The following is a 14,337-nucleotide window of genomic DNA, read 5'->3' as shown; positions in this document are numbered from 1 at the left end:
GGGCCTTTTTTCATTCCAGCTCGAAGACCGCGATCGACTCGACGTGCGCCGTGTGCGGGAACATGTTCACCACGCCCGCGAAGGTGCAGCGGTAGCCCGCCTGGTGCACCAGCAGGCCGGCGTCGCGTGCCAGCGTCGACGGGTTGCAGCTCACGTACACGATGCGCTTGGGCGGCGTCCAGCCACCGGTGCGCAGTTCAGGCTGCTGGTGCAGGTCGGCCATGGCCTTGGCCAGCGCGAAGGCGCCTTCGCGCGGCGGGTCGACCAGCCACTTGTCGGCGCTGCCGTCGGCCACCAGCATCTCGGGCGTCATGTCGAACAGGTTGCGCGCCACGAACCGGGTGGCCGACAGCGCACGCCGCTCGGGCGTTGCAGGCTGGTTTCTCTGGAAGTTGTCGGTGGCGCGTGCCACCAGCGTGTCGCTGCCCTCAATGCCCAGCACTTCGCGCGCCTGGCTGGCCAGCGGCAGCGTGAAGTTGCCCAGGCCGCAGAACCAGTCGATCACGCGCTCCTCGGGCTGCACATCGAGCAGGCGCAGCGCCTTGCCGACCAGCGCACGGTTGATGTGCGGGTTGACCTGGGTGAAGTCGGTGGGCTTGAACGGCATCGTCACACCGAACGCGGGCAGGCGATAAGCCAGCGGCGTACCGCCCTCTTCCAGCAGCTTCACGGTGTCCGGGCCCTTGGCCTGCAGCCACCATTGAACACCCTCGTTCTCGGCCGCGAACGCCTTGAGCCGCTCGATGTCGGCGCCCGACAGCGGCTCCAGGTGCCGCAGCACCAGGGCGATGGTGCCCAGTGCGGTCGAATCCGGCGCGTCGCCGCAGGCCAGCTCGATCTGCGGGCAGGTGTCGCGTGCGTCCATGGAACCGATCAGCGCGCGCAGCGGCATCAGCATGGCGCTGACCTGCTTGGGCAGCACGGGGCAGACCTGCATGTCGGCCAGGTAGCGGCTCTTGCGCTCGTGGAAGCCGATCAGCACCGTGCCCTTCTTGACCACGTGGCGCACCGACAGCCGCGCCCGGTAGCGGTAGTGCCAGGCCGGGCCCTCGAGCGGGCGCAGCAGGTTCTCGGGCTTGACCTTGCCCAGGTGCCAGAGGTTGTCTTCCAGCGCACGCTGCTTCACCGCCACCTGGGCGGCGGCGTCCAGGTGCTGCATCTTGCAGCCGCCGCACGCGCCCGTGTGCAGGCCGAAGTGCGGGCAACCGGGGCGCACGCGCTGCGAGGACTCGCGGCGGATCTGCGTGACCGTGCCCTGCTCCCAGTTGTTCTTGCGGCGGTGGACGTTGAACTGCACTTCCTCGAAGGGCAATGCGCCTTCGATGAACACGACCATGCCGTCGGACTTGTGGGAGACGCCTTGCGCGTCCAGGTCGAGCGACTCGACCTGGAGCCATTCATCGGCGGGGCTCGCGGGGACTTTCTTTTCTTCGATGGATTCCGTCATCCCCCGATTGTCTCAGCGTGGCCGGGGCGGTCCCGGCGCGACGGGTTACCTTCTTTTCTTCACACCGCTAGAACAGCGCGTCGCGGCCGACGCCGGAGCGCGCCAGCTGCTTGCGCATCTTGGCCAGGGCCTCGTTCTGGATCTGGCGCACACGCTCGCGCGTCAGGCCCAGTCGCACGCTCAGCACCTCGAGCGTCTCGGGCTCCCGGTCGTGCAGGCCGTAGCGGCCTTCGAGCACCTCGCGCTCCCGCGCGTTGAGCGCCTGCACCCACTGGTCGAGCAGGCGCTCCACCTCGTGCGTGTGCGTCACGCCGGCGGGGTTGCCCTGCTCGTCGTCGGAGGCCACGGTGTCGGCCAGCGTGAAGCCTTCTTCGCCGCGCGCATCGCCTGCATCGAGCGAACGCGGCGCCTCGGCCAGCGCCAGCAAGTCGGCCACCGCCTGCACCTCGCGGCCGAGCAGCGCGGCCACGTCCTCGACGCGCACGCCGTCCGGCCGGCTTGCGAGGAACTCCGCGTCGCCCTCGAGCGTGCGGCGCGCCCGCAAGACTTGCTGCAGCTCGCGCACGACATGCACCGGCAGGCGAATCGCCCGCGATTGCGTGATGACGGCGCGCTCGACCGACTGGCGGATCCACCAGGTCGCATAGGTAGAGAAGCGAAACCCGCGTTCGGGCTCGAATTTCGTGATGGCATGCATCAGCCCGAGGTTGCCTTCCTCGATGAGGTCGGACAGCGGCATGCCGCGCCCCAGGTAGTTCTTGGCGATGTTGACCACGAGCCGCAGGTTGTGCTCGATCATCGACTGCCGCGCCGCGAAGTCGCCGGCGCGTGCGGCGCAGGCGGTGGTGTATTCCTCGGCCGGGGTGAAGAGTCCGGTGCGGCGGACCTGGCGCAGGTAGATGGTCAGGGCATCGGCGCCTTCGCCGCCCATGACCTCGGTGGCGGTGCCGTGGGGCGGCGCCGATGCTGCTGAGGGAGTCGATGGGTCCGCTGCGGGGTCGTCGGGAAGAGAGTCCGTGCTCAGCGGCTCGTCGCCGCTGTCCTGATGGCCATTGCGGCCACCGTTGCTTCGAGGTGAAGGGCTGCCCTGCCCCGCCAGCCCACGCACGGGCAGTGTGCGAAGAGGGCGGGAGGCAGCCATGGCATCACCGATTGGGCAGGTAGCGCGACGGGTCGACGGGCTTGCCCTGGCGGCGAATCTCGAAATGCAGCTTCACGCGATCGGCGTCGCTGTTGCCCATTTCGGCGATCTTCTGGCCCTTCTGAACCGACTGGTCTTCCTTCACGAGCAGCGTCTGGTTGTGCGCATACGCCGTGAGGTAGGTGTTGTTGTGCTTCAGGATGATCAGGTTGCCGTAGCCGCGCAGGCCGGCACCGGCGTAGACCACACGGCCGTCGGCCGCGGCGAGCACGGGGTCGCCGGCCTTGCCGCTGATGTCGTAGCCCTTGTTCTTGGCTTCGTCGAAACCGGCGATCAGCGAACCGCTGGCAGGCCAGATCCAGCCCAGGTCGTCGTCACCCGAACTGCTCGGACCCGAAGGCGAGGCCGTGACCGGCGGCTTGGTGGTGCCGCTCGCGCCGCTGGCCGGCACGGCCGGCGTGACGGACGCCTGCGGGGCCACCGGCTTGGTCGTCGCCTCGGTGGCCGCGGCAGGCGCAGAGGTGGACGGTGCCGTGGCAACCGCCGTGCTCCCGCCGGTCGGCGGAATCACGCGCAACACCTGGCCGACTTCGATCAGGTCGGGGTTGTCGAGGTTGTTCCAGCGCACGATGTCCTGCCAGCGCTGGCCCGTTTCGCTGCCGATGCGGCGGATGGAGTCACCGGGGCGCACGGCGTAGTAGCCGGGCTTGCCGTAGTTCTCGATACCGGGGAGCGGTTTGCCGGACGCGTCGGTCGTGATGGGAGGACCGCCGGGCGTCGTTGCCCCGGGTGCGCGCGTCATGGTGCCCCGGTCTTCGACCGGTGCGGGACCGCGCGGTGCGGAGCAGCCCGCGATCACGAGCACAACAGCCAACGTGATGCCTGCGAACAAACTCCGATTGCCAAAACCCTGCATTTATTATTCCTTCAAGCGATGCCCGATTTTAGGGGGACAAAGTGAACCGCCTCAAGAATGCGCCGCTCGAGCCCACGGGGGGTCTTGTCGATCACGACGAGGGCCTGTCCACCCGTGGCGGAATGGGTCGGCGCGACGATGCGCCCGCCCACCGCGAGCTGCGCGATCCAGGCCTCGGGCACGGCCTCGCCGCCTGCCGCGGCGATGATGCCCGCGTACGGCGCGCCCTTCGCGTAGCCGATCATGCCGTCGCCCAACATCAGGTGGACGGTGGCCAGGCGGAAGTGCCGCAGATTGGTGCGCGCGCGCTCGTGCAGTCCGCGCAGGCGTTCGATGCTGTAGACCTCGGCCGCCACTTCGTTCAGCACCGCGGCCTGGTAGCCGCAGCCGGTGCCGATCTCGAGCACGCGGCCCAGCCGCTCCTGCGGCTTGCCGACCAGCGCCGGCGCGCCCAGCAGCAGCTCGATCATGCGGGCCACCACATTGGGCTTGGAAATGGTCTGCCCCAGCCCGATCGGCAGGCTGGTGTCTTCATAGGCCTGGTTGACCAGCGCGCTGTCGACGAAGCGATGCCGCTCGACAGTGCCCATGGCGCGCAGCACGCGCGCATCGGTGATGCCCTGCGCCGCGAGCTTTTGCACCATGCGCGCCCGCACGGCGTCGGACGCCATCGAGGGCGTGGACGGGACCATCGGCTTGACCGGCACGGCGGGCATGCGCCCGCGCGTGGCGACCGAAGCGGTGGGGGTCAGTCGAACCGGGAAACTGGGCCGTGGAGGGGTCGCCATGTCGTCAATTGCCGAGACGGGCCACCGTCTCGCGCCATTGGCCCAGGTTGGCATGGTCGGTCAGGTCGATCTGCAAGGGCGTCAGCGCGATGTGGCCGGCCGCGGTCGCGTGGAAGTCGGTGCCCTCCCCGCTGTCCTTGGCGCTGCCTGCACCGGCGATCCAGTACATGGTTTCGCCGCGCGGGCTGTCCTGCGTGATCACCTTTTCGGCGGCGTGGCGACGGCCGAGCCTGCACACCTTGACCCGTTTCAGTTCGTCGAACGGGCGGTTCGGCACGTTCACGTTGAGCAGGAAGGCGGGGCCGCCGAGCATCTTTTCGCGCTCGATCTGCTGCACCAGCCGTCGCGCCACCTGGGCCGCCGCATCCACGTGCGCCCAGCCTTTTTCGATCTGCGAGAAGGCGATGGCCGGGATGCCGAACAGATAGGCCTCCATCGCAGCACCCACGGTGCCCGAATAGATGGTGTCGTCGCCCATGTTGGCGCCGTTGTTGATGCCCGAGACCACGAGGTCAGGACGGTAGTCGAGCAGGCCCTTGAGCGCGATGTGCACGCAATCGGCCGGCGTGCCCGTCACGTAGCGGAAACCGTTGTGCGCCTTGTGCACGTACAGCGGTGCGGCCAGCGTGAGTGCGTTCGACTTGGCGCTGTTGTTGTGCTCGGGTGCCACCACCTCGACGTCGGCGATGTCCTTGAGTGCGTCGTGCAACGCGACGATGCCCGGCGCCTGAAAGCCATCGTCATTGGAAATAAGTATCTTCATGGTGCTTCTGGGTGCAGCGGATTGTAGGTGCGGGGTGCGTCGCAGCAGGGACAACGCCACACCACAGCGCCGCCTATCATCGCCCCGAATTCATTGCCCACACGACTCATTCGAAGGAGACCCCGAGCATGCACGCATGGCTTTGCGAAAACCCCACCGGCGTCGACGCGCTGACCTGGAAAGAACTGCCCACCCCCACGCCGGGCCCGGGCCAGGTGCTGATCGAGATCAAGGCGGCCAGCCTGAATTTCCCCGACCTGCTGATCGTGCAGAACAAGTACCAGATGAAGCCGCCGCTGCCCTTCGTTCCCGGATCGGAATATGCGGGCGTGATCCAGGCGGTGGGCGAAGGTGTGACGCACCTCAAGGTCGGCCAGAACGTGGCGTGCCTGTCGGGCACGGGCGGCTTCGGCACCCACACGCTGGCACCCGCTGCGCTGTGCATGCCGCTGCCCGAAGGCTTTGGCCATGTGGATGCTGCCGCTTTCATCATGATCTACGCCACCTCGTGGCACGCACTGATGGACCGCGCGCAGCTCAAGGCCGGAGAAACCGTGCTGGTGCTCGGCGCAGCGGGCGGCGTGGGCACCGCGGCCATCCAGATCGCCAAGGCGGCAGGCGCCAAGGTGATTGCAGCGGCATCGACCGACGAGAAGTGCGAACTCTGCCGCTCGATCGGCGCCGACGCGACGATCAATTACACGACGCACGCACTGCCCAATGGTTTCCGCGATGCCATCAAAGCCGCGACCGACGGCAAAGGCCCGGATGTGATTTACGACCCCGTGGGCGGCGATTTCGCAGAACCCGCATTCCGCTCGATTGGCTGGCGCGGTCGCTATTTGGTGGTCGGTTTTGCATCGGGCCCGATCCCGTCGCTGCCATTGAATCTCACGCTGCTCAAAGGCGCGTCGCTGGTGGGCGTGTTCTGGGGCGATTTCGCCAAGCGCGAACCCAAGGCCAATGCGCAGATGATGGCCGAATTGGCCCAGTGGTACGGCCAGGGAAAAATCAAGCCGGTGATCGACAGCACGATGCCGATGGCCGAATTGAAGGCTGCCTATGCGCACATGGGATCGCGCGGCGTCAAGGGAAAACTGGTGATGGTGAACTGATCGGACGCTCGCGCATCGCCGTGCGCGCCATCCAATAAAAAAGCCCGCCGAAGCGGGCTTTTTTATTGGGCGAATGTCCAACTGATTCTGCAGGCAATCACTTGATCTCGTAATCGGAGAGCGACTTGCCGGCTGCCAGGGCTTCCGTGACCCAGCGCGGCTTGCGGCCACGGCCACCGGACCAGGTTTCGCCCGTCGGGCCGCGGTATTTGGCGGCGGCCTTGGCGGCTGCAGGACCTGCGCTGCGCTTGGTTGCAGCAGCACGGCCGCCACCCAGCTTCAGATCGGAAGCGGTCAAACCGTATTCCGCAATCTTCCTGCGCACTTCTTCGATCACGCCGGCCCGTTCCTGGTTGCGCAGGTCTTCGGCCTGCTTGCGCAATTGCGCAATCTGCTCGTCGTGCTTCTGGATCTGGGAATTGATATCGGCGAGTGACGAAGCCATTGTTGGACTCCTGTTGTGAATTGAAAACGGCTGAATTCTAATTCAAACCACTTTTGCCACAAGCGCCTTTTCAGCAGAAAAATGCAGGCGCATTGGCGGAATGCAACAACCCGCAACACACGCGCACCATTTTGGGTACTTTCAAAATCGGGGGCGGTGGGGGAAAGAATGCGGCGTGCAACCAGGCGCTTGAAGCGACGGCGACGCCAGAAATGACAACGCCGGGCAAGCCCGGCGTTGGAATCCCTTGGGTGCTATTGAGAAATAGCGCTGGGACTGAATTTTTTGGGGTGGCTGATGGGACTCGAACCCACGACGACCAGAATCACAATCTGGGACTCTACCAACTGAGCTACAGCCACCGTAGAGCCTCTGATTGTAGCGTTAAAAATCGCGGCTTTCGCTCCCGCGATCACCAAAGACGCTGAAATGCCACATTGACATGCAACCCAGCGCCTCCAGAGACCGTCCGCGATGGCCTGCCGCCACACATGCGTCCTGCCCCATGGGCATAACTTCGCAGTCGCCCGTTCGATGTGCCTGGTCGACGCTGAGCCGCGAATGGCTCCGCTATCATGAATGCGAGCGGCCCGACCGGGCCCGGCTTTCGCCACTTCACTTCATCAAAGGAACTTCTTCATGAGCATCGTCTGGACTATCCTGATCGGGTTCGTCGTGGGTCTCGTGGCGCGGGCCGTCAAGCCGGGCAACGATTCCGCCGGCTTCATCGTGACCACGCTGATCGGCATTGCAGGCTCGCTGGGCGTGACCTACCTCGGCCAGGCAATGGGCTGGTACACCGCCGGCCAGGGCGCCGGCTTCATCGCCTCCGTGCTGGGCGCGATCGTGCTGCTGATTCTCTACGGCCTCATCAAGCGCAAGAGCTGATGCCCCTGGCGCCGCGCCGCGCAACACGGCCGGCGGTTCTTCCGGCTGCCTGGCCCCACACTTCTTCAGCCAGCCTCGCGAGGCCTTCCCGCCAATGCCCCGCAAACCACGCGCCCGTCACCACGTCTATGTGGTCGAACTCGACGACCGCGTCTGGAACAACGGCCGCTTCCGGCGCGCCAACCCCGACTACCAGCTCGGCAAGCCCTTCGTCTATGTCGGCATGACCGGCCTGGACCCCGACATCCGTTTCGACAAGCACAAGGCCGGCATCCAGGCCAACCGCTTCGTGCAGGAATTCGGCCTGCGGCTGCTGCCCGCGCTCTATGAACGCTACAACCCGATGCCGTACGACGACGCGCGGCTGATGGAGGTCGACCTGGGCATCGCCCTGCGCCGCGCCGGCTACGGCGTCTGGCAGGCCTGACGTGGTTCAGGAGTAGGTGACCCAGTCCTCGTACGCCGGGCCGTCGAGGTGCGGCAAGGTGTTGTAGGTCACGAGCATGTGCCGCTTCGGCGTGAAGGCGAACTCGGTCACCGAGCTGTTGCGGATGCGCAGGTTGAGTTCGATGGTCGTCTCGGCGCTGGTGCCCAGCACATGGCCGACTGCGGTGCTGATCGGCCCGCCGCTCGACACCACCAGCACCTTCGCGCCATGGTGCCGCTCGCGCACGTGGTCGAGCGCCGTGGTCACGCCGGCCAGGAAGTCGACATAGCTCGGCATGCCGACCGGCGCCGTGCGTCCCTGCATCCACGCACCCAACCCATCGCGCAGCAGACGGAAGTGATGGCGGTACATCTCGGGCGAATCGGGCTTCTCGAGCTTGCCCTGGTGCACCGTGGCAATGACGGCCTCGCTGTCGTACTCGTTGAGCCCCGGCCATGGCAGCACGTCGTCACGCGGCAGCCCGAGCCCCTGCGCGATGCCCTCCCAGGTCTGCTTGTGGCGCTTCAGCGTGCCGGTGATGACGGCATCGAAACGCATGCCGCGCTCGCGCCAGTATTCACCCAGGCGCACGGACTGCCGGTGTCCGAGTTCGCTCAGGTTGTCATAGTCGGCAGCACCGAAACTGGCCTGCCCGTGGCGCACGAGGTAAAGGGTTCCCATGCGCCGGATTCTGGCAAGAAGCGCGACACGCGCTTGTCCCTCGTGCGACCAAAAAAAAAGCCCGGGTCGTCGAACCCGGGCTTGTGGCGAGCAGCGGTTGCCCGTCTGTCTCAGCGCGCCGCCGCAGCGGTCGGCAGCGTGTCGGCCGGCTTCGGCACGAGGATCTCCACCTTGAAGCGTTGCTTCAGCAGCTCGTAGTAGGCAGCGGCTTCGGCGGCAGTCACCGACTGGGCGATCTGCATGCTTTCCTGCTGCGCCTGTTCGGCCGTCGGCGGCGTGCGCGGCACGACCTTGGTCACGCGGACCACGGCATAGCCTTGCGTGCCCAGGTCCACGCCGAGCAGCGCGGGCAGCTTGGCGCCGTCGGCACGCAGTGCGGCGTCGATCACCGGTGCGGGCTGCGACTGCGCATCGATGCGCGACACCGTGACCGGCGCGCCGAAGGTGGCGCCGTCGGCCTTCACCTTCCAGGCGGCGAGCTTGGCTTCGCCCTCGGTCTTGGCCAGTGCTGCGGCGCGCTCGGTGATGAGCTGTGCGCGGATCTTGTCCTTCACCTCGGCCAGCGGAATCGGATGCGCGGCCGTGTACTGCGTCACGCGGCCCGATGCGAGCTGGTTCGGACCGACTTCGATGGCTTCGGTGTTCTGCTTGCGGTCGAGCGAGTCGGAGGCATACAGCGCCTGCAGGAAGTTGCGGCTGGCGAGCGGGCCGGTGGCGCCCGGTGCGGGCGTGCGCGGCACGTTGGTGGCGGTCTGGATCGTGAGCTTCAGCTTCTCGGCGGCCGGCTTCAGGCTCTCGGGTTGCTGATAGACGGTGTCCGTGAAAATTTCCGCAGCCTTCGCGAATTCCTGCGTGGCCTGTTGGGCGCGCACGTCGTTCTCGATGGTCGCGCGCACCTTCTCGAACGGCGGCACCACGGCCGGCTTGATGTCGGTCAGCTGGATGATGTGATAGCCGAACTCGGTCTCGACGAGGTCGCTGATGTCGCCCTTCTTGAGCGCGAACATCGCGTCTTCGAAAGGCTTGACCATCGCGCCGCGCGTGACGAAGTCGAGGTCGCCGCCCTTCTCGGCCGAGCCGGGGTCCTGCGAGTTCTTGCGTGCCACGTCGGCGAAGGTGTTCGGCGCCTTCTTCACGTCGGCCAGCAACTGCTCGGCCTTGGCCTTCGCCTTGGCGCGGTCGCCGCTGGACATGCTGGCCGGCGCGGTGATCAGGATGTGGCTTGCACGGCGCTCTTCCTTGGTGCCGAAGCGCGCGGTGTTCTGTTCGTAGTAGGTCTTGAGGTCGGCTTCGTTCGCGACGATGTTCTTCTTCGCGGCTTCGAGATCGAGCACGAGGTACTCGATGCTGGCCTGCTCCGGCGCCTGGAACTGCGACGTGTGGTCCTTGTAGTAGGCCTCGATGTCGGCGTCGCTCACCGTGACCTTCGACGCGAAGCTCTCGGGCGCGAAACGCGCCACCTGGATTTCACGGCGGTCGTAGAACGCATTGACGGTGGCCGCGGTCAGCGCCGCCGGTGCGAAGCTCGTGCCCGTCACGCCCAGCAGCACCTGCTGCGAGGCCATGTCGGCGCGCACCGAAGCTTCGTACTGCTCGGGCGTGCGGCCGGTGGCGCGCAGGAAGGCTTCGCGGTCGAACTTGCCGTCGGCCGTGCGGAACGCAGCCAGGCCGGCGTCCTGCGCGAACATGCGCGTAAGGCGGTCTTCGGACACCGACATGTTGGTCTTGACCGCCGCAGCCGCCAGCACGCGATCGCGCACCATGCGTTCCAGCGTGGCGTAGCGCAGCGCGTCGGAGTCGAGCAGTGTCGGATCGACGTTGGGCGACTGCTGGCGGATGCGGTCGGTCTCGACGCGGTGCTGCTGGTCCCACTCGGGCTTGGTGATGTCATGGCCCTGGATGCGGGCCACCTTCTCGTCGCCGCCCATGCCCTGGTAGCGCTCGACACCAAAGAAGACGAACGAGGGAATGATCAGCAAGAACAAGAAAATCATCACGACTTTGTTGTACTTGCGGAAGGTATCAAACATGCTTGAACACTCTTTTTCGACGGGCGCCGGACGGCAATAAAAAAGGCGAACCGGTGTTCGCCTTTGCATCGGGTGGTGGTGGGTGCTGAGGGGCTCGAACCCCCGACCTACGCCTTGTAAGGGCGCCGCTCTACCAACTGAGCTAAGCACCCCACCTGGAATACTCTCCGAGTCTACAGCCTCAGTTCAGCGCGTCTTTGAGCGCCTTGCCGGGACGGAACTTCGGGATCTTGGCTGCCTTGATTTTAATCGCGTCGCCGGTGCGGGGATTCCGGCCGGTGCGGGCTGCGCGTTTGCCGACTGCGAAAGTGCCGAAACCGACGAGCGACACGGAACCGCCCTTCTTGAGCGTGGTACGAATGGCGCCAATGGTGGATTCGAGCGCACGGGTCGCTGCGGCTTTGGAAATATCGGCGTTCTTTGCGATGTGCTCAATCAGTTCGGTCTTGTTCACAAGGGCCCCTTGTCGAAAAAAAGTTGGTCGGCTTTCGTCAGCTGCGACCTGGCCGCGACGGGAGCGACTCAAGAACATGGCAGGCCTGACGCCTCGGCAGCGCACTGCCAGCGAGGATTACAACCACTGGTCTGCGGGGTGTCAATAAGACACAACGCACTGCAGCCCAGCGGAGCGCGCGATTTTAGGGGCGTTTCGCGACGTACTTTTCAAAGGGCCTCGGCAATTGCCTTTCCGAGGTCGGCCGTGCCCGCCCGTCCGCCAATGTCCGGCGTGCGCGGTGCGCCGCTTTGGGGCGCGAGCACCTTCTCGATGGTCGCCAGGATCGCGTCGTGCGCGTCCTTGTGGCCGAGAAACTCCAGCATCATCGCGCCGCACCAGATCTGGCCGATCGGGTTGGCGACGCCTTGCCCGGCGATGTCCGGCGCCGAGCCGTGCACCGGCTCGAACAGCGAAGGCGTGGTGCGTTCGGGGTTGAGGTTGGCGCTGGGCGCGATGCCGATGGTGCCGGTGCAGGCGGGGCCGAGGTCGGACAGGATGTCGCCGAACAGGTTGCTCGCCACCACCACGTCGAAGAAGTCGGGCCGCTGCACGAAGTGCGCCGTGAGGATGTCGATGTGGAACTTGTCCAGCGTGATGCCCGGGTAGCCCTTGGCCATTTCCACCACGCGCTCGTCCCAGTACGGCATGGTGATCGAGATCCCGTTCGACTTGGTGGCGCTGGTCAGGTGCTTCTTCGGCCGCGATTGTGCGAGCTCGAAGGCGAACTTCAGCACGCGGTCGACGCCCACGCGCGACATCACGGTTTCCTGCACCACGATCTCGCGCGGCGTGCCCTGGTACATGCGCCCGCCGATGCTCGAGTACTCGCCTTCGGTGTTCTCGCGCACGATGTACATGTCGATCTCGCCGGGTTCGCGCGGCGTGCCGTCGCGGCGCACCACGGGCGCGACGATGCCGGGCATCAGGCGCGCGGGGCGCAGGTTGATGTACTGGTCGAACTCACGACGGAACATCAGCAGCGAGCCCCACAGCGACACGTGGTCGGGAATCTTCTCGGGCCAGCCGACCGCGCCGAAGAAGATGGCGTCGTGGCCGCCGATCTGGTCCTTCCAGTTGTCGGGCAGCATCTGGCCATGCTTCTCGTAATAGTCCCAGCTCGAGAAGTCGAAGTGGTCGAACTTCAGGTCGATGCCGAATTTGCGCGCCGCCGCATCGAGCACGCGCAGCCCCTCGGGCATGACTTCCTTGCCGATGCCGTCGCCGGCGATGACTGCGATTCTGTGGGTGCTCATGAAATGGCTCCTGGGTGTTCGGGGGAAACGAAAAAATTCAGCGCCTCGGCCAGCAAGGCGTCGGGGGCTTCTTCGGGGATGTAGTGGCCGCATGGCAGCGCGCGGCCCGACACGTCGTCGGCGCGCTCGCGCCACAGCGAGAGCACATCGAATGCGCGCCCCACCGCCCCGTGCTCGCCCCACAGCACGCGCAGCGGCTGCGCGAGGCGGCGGCCGGCGGCGATGTCGGCGCGGTCGTGCACGAGGTCGATGGTGGCGGAGGCGCGGTAGTCCTCGCAGATGGATTCGGCGGTGCCTGGGATGGCGATGCAGCGCTCGTACTCGGCCAGCACCTCGGGCGCGAACGGCGCGAGCCCCGCATGCCGCCCGCCCATCACGCTGCGCACGTAGCGCACCGGGTCGGACGCGATCAGCGCCTCGGGCAGCGGCGGCGGCTGGATCAGGAAGAACCAGTGCCAGTAGGCCTTGGCAAACGCTTCGCTGGTGCCTTCGTACATCGCCAGCGTCGGCGCGATGTCGAGCAGCAGCATGCGCTCGACCGCGCCGGGATGGTCGGCCGCGAGCCGGTGCGCCACGCGCGCGCCGCGGTCGTGCGCGAGCACGGCGAAGCGATCGAAGCCATGGTGGTGCATGGCGGCCAGCGCGTCGCGCGCCATCTCCCGCTTGCTGTAGACCGCGTGTTCGGCGTCGGCCGCCGGGCGGCCCGAGTCGCCATAACCGCGCAGGTCCACGGCAACCACCGTGAAGCGCTCGGCCAGCGCGGGCGCGACGCGGTGCCAGATCGCGTGCGTTTGCGGATGACCGTGCAACAGCAGCAAGGGCGCGCCCTGCCCGCCGATGCGACCGTGGATGCGCACGCCATCGCGGGCGATGTCGAAGCGGGGAAAGTCGAGGAAGGAAGCCGTCACGCCGCGATTGTGCGTTGCACCCCGGCGGCCATCAAGCAACAATCAGCCAATTCATACTTTCCACTTTGGCATGAATCCCCACGCGATGGAACGCGGCGATCTTGAACTGGTGCTGGCCATCCGCGACCAGGGCAGCCTGGCTGGCGCCGCCGCCACGCTCGACGTGGTGCCCTCGGTCATCACCAAGCGACTCGGCGCGCTGGAGGCCCGGCTCGGGCAGCGGCTGTTCGACCGCACGACGCGGCGGCTCAGCGTCACGGCCGAAGGCGAGGCCGTGTGCCTGCATGCGCGCACGCTGCTCGAAGGCTTCGCGGCGCTCGAGAGCGAACTCGGCGAACGGCAGAACGCGCTGATCGGCACGGTCCGCCTCGCGGCCACCTTCGGCTTCGGCCGACACTGGCTCGGCCCGGCACTCGCGGACTTCCAGGCGCAGCACCCCGGCCTGCAGGTCGAGCTGCTGCTGACCGAGCAGCTGCCCGACCTCGGCGCCGAAGGCTACGACGGCGCGGTCTGGCTGTGGGCGGTGCAGCAGCACCGCGCCGCCGACTGGACCACGCGCCGCATCGCGCGCAACCAGCGCGTGCTGGCCGCCTCGCCCGACTACCTGGCACGGCGCGGCACGCCGGCCACGGTGGAAGCGCTGGCCACGCACGACTGCCTGATCGCGCGCGAGAACGGCGACGCCGCGCAGTCGCGCCAGTTCGCGCTCTGGACGCTGCGCCACGCGCGCGACAGCAGCACGGCGCGCGTGCGGGTGCAGGGTCCGCTCACGAGCAATTCAGGAGAAATGGTGCGCGACTGGTGCCTCGCGGGCCACGGTGTCATGCTGCGCAGCCTCTGGGACATCGCACCGCAGCTCGCAAGCGGCGAACTGGTGCGCGTGCTGCCGCTGTACAGCATGCCCGATGCCGACATCCACTGGGTCGCGCCGTGGCGACCGAAGACGCCGCGCCGCGTGCGCCTGCTGGTCGATCACCTCGTCGAGCAGTTCCGCTCGGAGCCCTGGAAGCCGGCCAAGCCGGCCGGGCGCTGAAAGAAG

The 14,337-nt window shown here is 66.8% G+C and carries 15 protein-coding genes and 2 tRNA genes; 4 read left to right on the top strand and 13 right to left on the bottom strand.

Translation table 11 applies throughout. From position 1 onward, the window contains the following. Positions 1 to 10: 10 nt before the first annotated feature. The 5 genes from rlmD to surE form a co-directional block, all read right to left on the bottom strand. Entirely contained in the window at positions 11 to 1,447 is a 1,437-nt protein-coding gene (rlmD, locus tag AC1RL8_RS09725; RefSeq protein ID WP_492685166.1) for a 23S rRNA (uracil(1939)-C(5))-methyltransferase RlmD, read from the bottom strand. A 67-nt stretch (positions 1,448 to 1,514) separates the two neighbouring features. Continuing rightward, complete coding sequence (locus tag AC1RL8_RS09720; protein WP_492685165.1) at positions 1,515 to 2,588, bottom strand: sigma-70 family RNA polymerase sigma factor; 1,074 nt, start codon at positions 2,586 to 2,588, stop codon at positions 1,515 to 1,517. A 4-nt stretch (positions 2,589 to 2,592) separates the two neighbouring features. Continuing rightward, positions 2,593 to 3,504 (bottom strand): peptidoglycan DD-metalloendopeptidase family protein, encoded by a 912-nt coding sequence (locus tag AC1RL8_RS09715; RefSeq protein ID WP_062479036.1) that lies wholly within the window; start codon positions 3,502 to 3,504, stop codon positions 2,593 to 2,595. Between the two features lie 11 nt (positions 3,505 to 3,515). After that, complete coding sequence (locus tag AC1RL8_RS09710; RefSeq protein WP_492685164.1) at positions 3,516 to 4,292, bottom strand: protein-L-isoaspartate(D-aspartate) O-methyltransferase; 777 nt, start codon at positions 4,290 to 4,292, stop codon at positions 3,516 to 3,518. Between the two features lie 4 nt (positions 4,293 to 4,296). After that, a complete protein-coding gene (surE, locus tag AC1RL8_RS09705) occupies positions 4,297 to 5,055 on the bottom strand; it encodes a 5'/3'-nucleotidase SurE (protein WP_492685163.1) in 759 nt (252 codons plus the stop codon). Positions 5,056 to 5,183: 128 nt separating this feature from the next. Here surE and AC1RL8_RS09700 point away from each other — a divergent pair, with 128 nt between their 5' ends. Next, on the top strand, positions 5,184 to 6,170 hold the full coding sequence (locus AC1RL8_RS09700) for an NADPH:quinone oxidoreductase family protein (protein WP_095744683.1): 987 nt from the start codon (positions 5,184 to 5,186) through the stop codon (positions 6,168 to 6,170). 97 nt (positions 6,171 to 6,267) lie between these two features. Here the strand turns inward: AC1RL8_RS09700 and AC1RL8_RS09695 are convergent, their stop codons facing one another. Both AC1RL8_RS09695 and AC1RL8_RS09690 read right to left on the bottom strand, forming a co-directional pair. After that, positions 6,268 to 6,615, bottom strand: coding sequence for an H-NS histone family protein (locus tag AC1RL8_RS09695; protein ID WP_056583066.1), 348 nt, complete (start codon positions 6,613 to 6,615; stop codon positions 6,268 to 6,270). Between the two features lie 286 nt (positions 6,616 to 6,901). Then, positions 6,902 to 6,977 (bottom strand) — tRNA-His (locus AC1RL8_RS09690). 277 nt (positions 6,978 to 7,254) lie between these two features. Between AC1RL8_RS09690 and AC1RL8_RS09685 the strand changes: the two genes are divergently transcribed. Both AC1RL8_RS09685 and AC1RL8_RS09680 read left to right on the top strand, forming a co-directional pair. Further along, the gene (locus AC1RL8_RS09685) at positions 7,255 to 7,503 is read left to right on the top strand and encodes a GlsB/YeaQ/YmgE family stress response membrane protein (protein ID WP_062479046.1); all 249 of its coding nucleotides are present in this window, start codon (positions 7,255 to 7,257) and stop codon (positions 7,501 to 7,503) included. Positions 7,504 to 7,597: 94 nt separating this feature from the next. Then, positions 7,598 to 7,930: a hypothetical protein gene (locus AC1RL8_RS09680; protein ID WP_095744681.1), complete on the top strand. Its 333-nt coding sequence runs from the start codon at positions 7,598 to 7,600 to the stop codon at positions 7,928 to 7,930. 6 nt (positions 7,931 to 7,936) lie between these two features. Here AC1RL8_RS09680 and AC1RL8_RS09675 read toward each other — a convergent pair whose 3' ends face one another. The 6 genes from AC1RL8_RS09675 to AC1RL8_RS09650 all read right to left on the bottom strand — a co-directional run bounded on the left by AC1RL8_RS09675 (position 7,937) and on the right by AC1RL8_RS09650 (position 13,298). Further along, positions 7,937 to 8,611 (bottom strand): histidine phosphatase family protein, encoded by a 675-nt coding sequence (locus tag AC1RL8_RS09675; protein WP_492685162.1) that lies wholly within the window; start codon positions 8,609 to 8,611, stop codon positions 7,937 to 7,939. Between the two features lie 110 nt (positions 8,612 to 8,721). Continuing rightward, on the bottom strand, positions 8,722 to 10,641 hold the full coding sequence (locus AC1RL8_RS09670; RefSeq protein ID WP_159272578.1) for a SurA N-terminal domain-containing protein: 1,920 nt from the start codon (positions 10,639 to 10,641) through the stop codon (positions 8,722 to 8,724). A 76-nt stretch (positions 10,642 to 10,717) separates the two neighbouring features. Further along, positions 10,718 to 10,793, bottom strand: a tRNA-Val gene (locus AC1RL8_RS09665). Positions 10,794 to 10,822: 29 nt separating this feature from the next. Beyond that, positions 10,823 to 11,095 (bottom strand): HU family DNA-binding protein, encoded by a 273-nt coding sequence (locus AC1RL8_RS09660; protein ID WP_007830705.1) that lies wholly within the window; start codon positions 11,093 to 11,095, stop codon positions 10,823 to 10,825. Between the two features lie 209 nt (positions 11,096 to 11,304). Next, positions 11,305 to 12,390, bottom strand: a complete 1,086-nt coding sequence (locus AC1RL8_RS09655) for a tartrate dehydrogenase (RefSeq protein ID WP_492685161.1) — start codon at positions 12,388 to 12,390, stop codon at positions 11,305 to 11,307. Continuing rightward, positions 12,387 to 13,298 (bottom strand): alpha/beta fold hydrolase, encoded by a 912-nt coding sequence (locus AC1RL8_RS09650; protein ID WP_492685160.1) that lies wholly within the window; start codon positions 13,296 to 13,298, stop codon positions 12,387 to 12,389. The genes AC1RL8_RS09655 and AC1RL8_RS09650 overlap by 4 nt, the downstream gene beginning before the upstream one ends. A 70-nt stretch (positions 13,299 to 13,368) precedes the next feature. Here AC1RL8_RS09650 and AC1RL8_RS09645 point away from each other — a divergent pair, with 70 nt between their 5' ends. After that, entirely contained in the window at positions 13,369 to 14,331 is a 963-nt protein-coding gene (locus AC1RL8_RS09645) for a LysR family transcriptional regulator (protein ID WP_139706107.1), read from the top strand. Positions 14,332 to 14,337: the final 6 nt, after the last annotated feature.

This window comes from Variovorax sp. GW822-FHT04E09 (assembly GCF_058800845.1).
The sequence above is the reverse complement of the archived record's forward strand: the minus strand, read 5'-3'. Positions and strand labels throughout refer to the sequence as shown.

Coding starts and splice junctions, on each gene's coding strand:
- AC1RL8_RS09700 (WP_095744683.1), top strand. CDS start 5,184: ATGCACGCATGGCTTTGCGAAAACCCCACCGGCGTCGACGCGCTGACC.
- AC1RL8_RS09645 (WP_139706107.1), top strand. CDS start 13,369: ATGAATCCCCACGCGATGGAACGCGGCGATCTTGAACTGGTGCTGGCC.
- AC1RL8_RS09695 (WP_056583066.1), bottom strand. CDS start 6,615: ATGGCTTCGTCACTCGCCGATATCAATTCCCAGATCCAGAAGCACGAC.
- rlmD (WP_492685166.1), bottom strand. CDS start 1,447: ATGACGGAATCCATCGAAGAAAAGAAAGTCCCCGCGAGCCCCGCCGAT.
- AC1RL8_RS09675 (WP_492685162.1), bottom strand. CDS start 8,611: ATGGGAACCCTTTACCTCGTGCGCCACGGGCAGGCCAGTTTCGGTGCT.
- surE (WP_492685163.1), bottom strand. CDS start 5,055: ATGAAGATACTTATTTCCAATGACGATGGCTTTCAGGCGCCGGGCATC.
- AC1RL8_RS09680 (WP_095744681.1), top strand. CDS start 7,598: ATGCCCCGCAAACCACGCGCCCGTCACCACGTCTATGTGGTCGAACTC.
- AC1RL8_RS09670 (WP_159272578.1), bottom strand. CDS start 10,641: ATGTTTGATACCTTCCGCAAGTACAACAAAGTCGTGATGATTTTCTTG.
- AC1RL8_RS09720 (WP_492685165.1), bottom strand. CDS start 2,588: ATGGCTGCCTCCCGCCCTCTTCGCACACTGCCCGTGCGTGGGCTGGCG.
- AC1RL8_RS09655 (WP_492685161.1), bottom strand. CDS start 12,390: ATGAGCACCCACAGAATCGCAGTCATCGCCGGCGACGGCATCGGCAAG.
- AC1RL8_RS09685 (WP_062479046.1), top strand. CDS start 7,255: ATGAGCATCGTCTGGACTATCCTGATCGGGTTCGTCGTGGGTCTCGTG.
- AC1RL8_RS09715 (WP_062479036.1), bottom strand. CDS start 3,504: ATGCAGGGTTTTGGCAATCGGAGTTTGTTCGCAGGCATCACGTTGGCT.
- AC1RL8_RS09710 (WP_492685164.1), bottom strand. CDS start 4,292: ATGGCGACCCCTCCACGGCCCAGTTTCCCGGTTCGACTGACCCCCACC.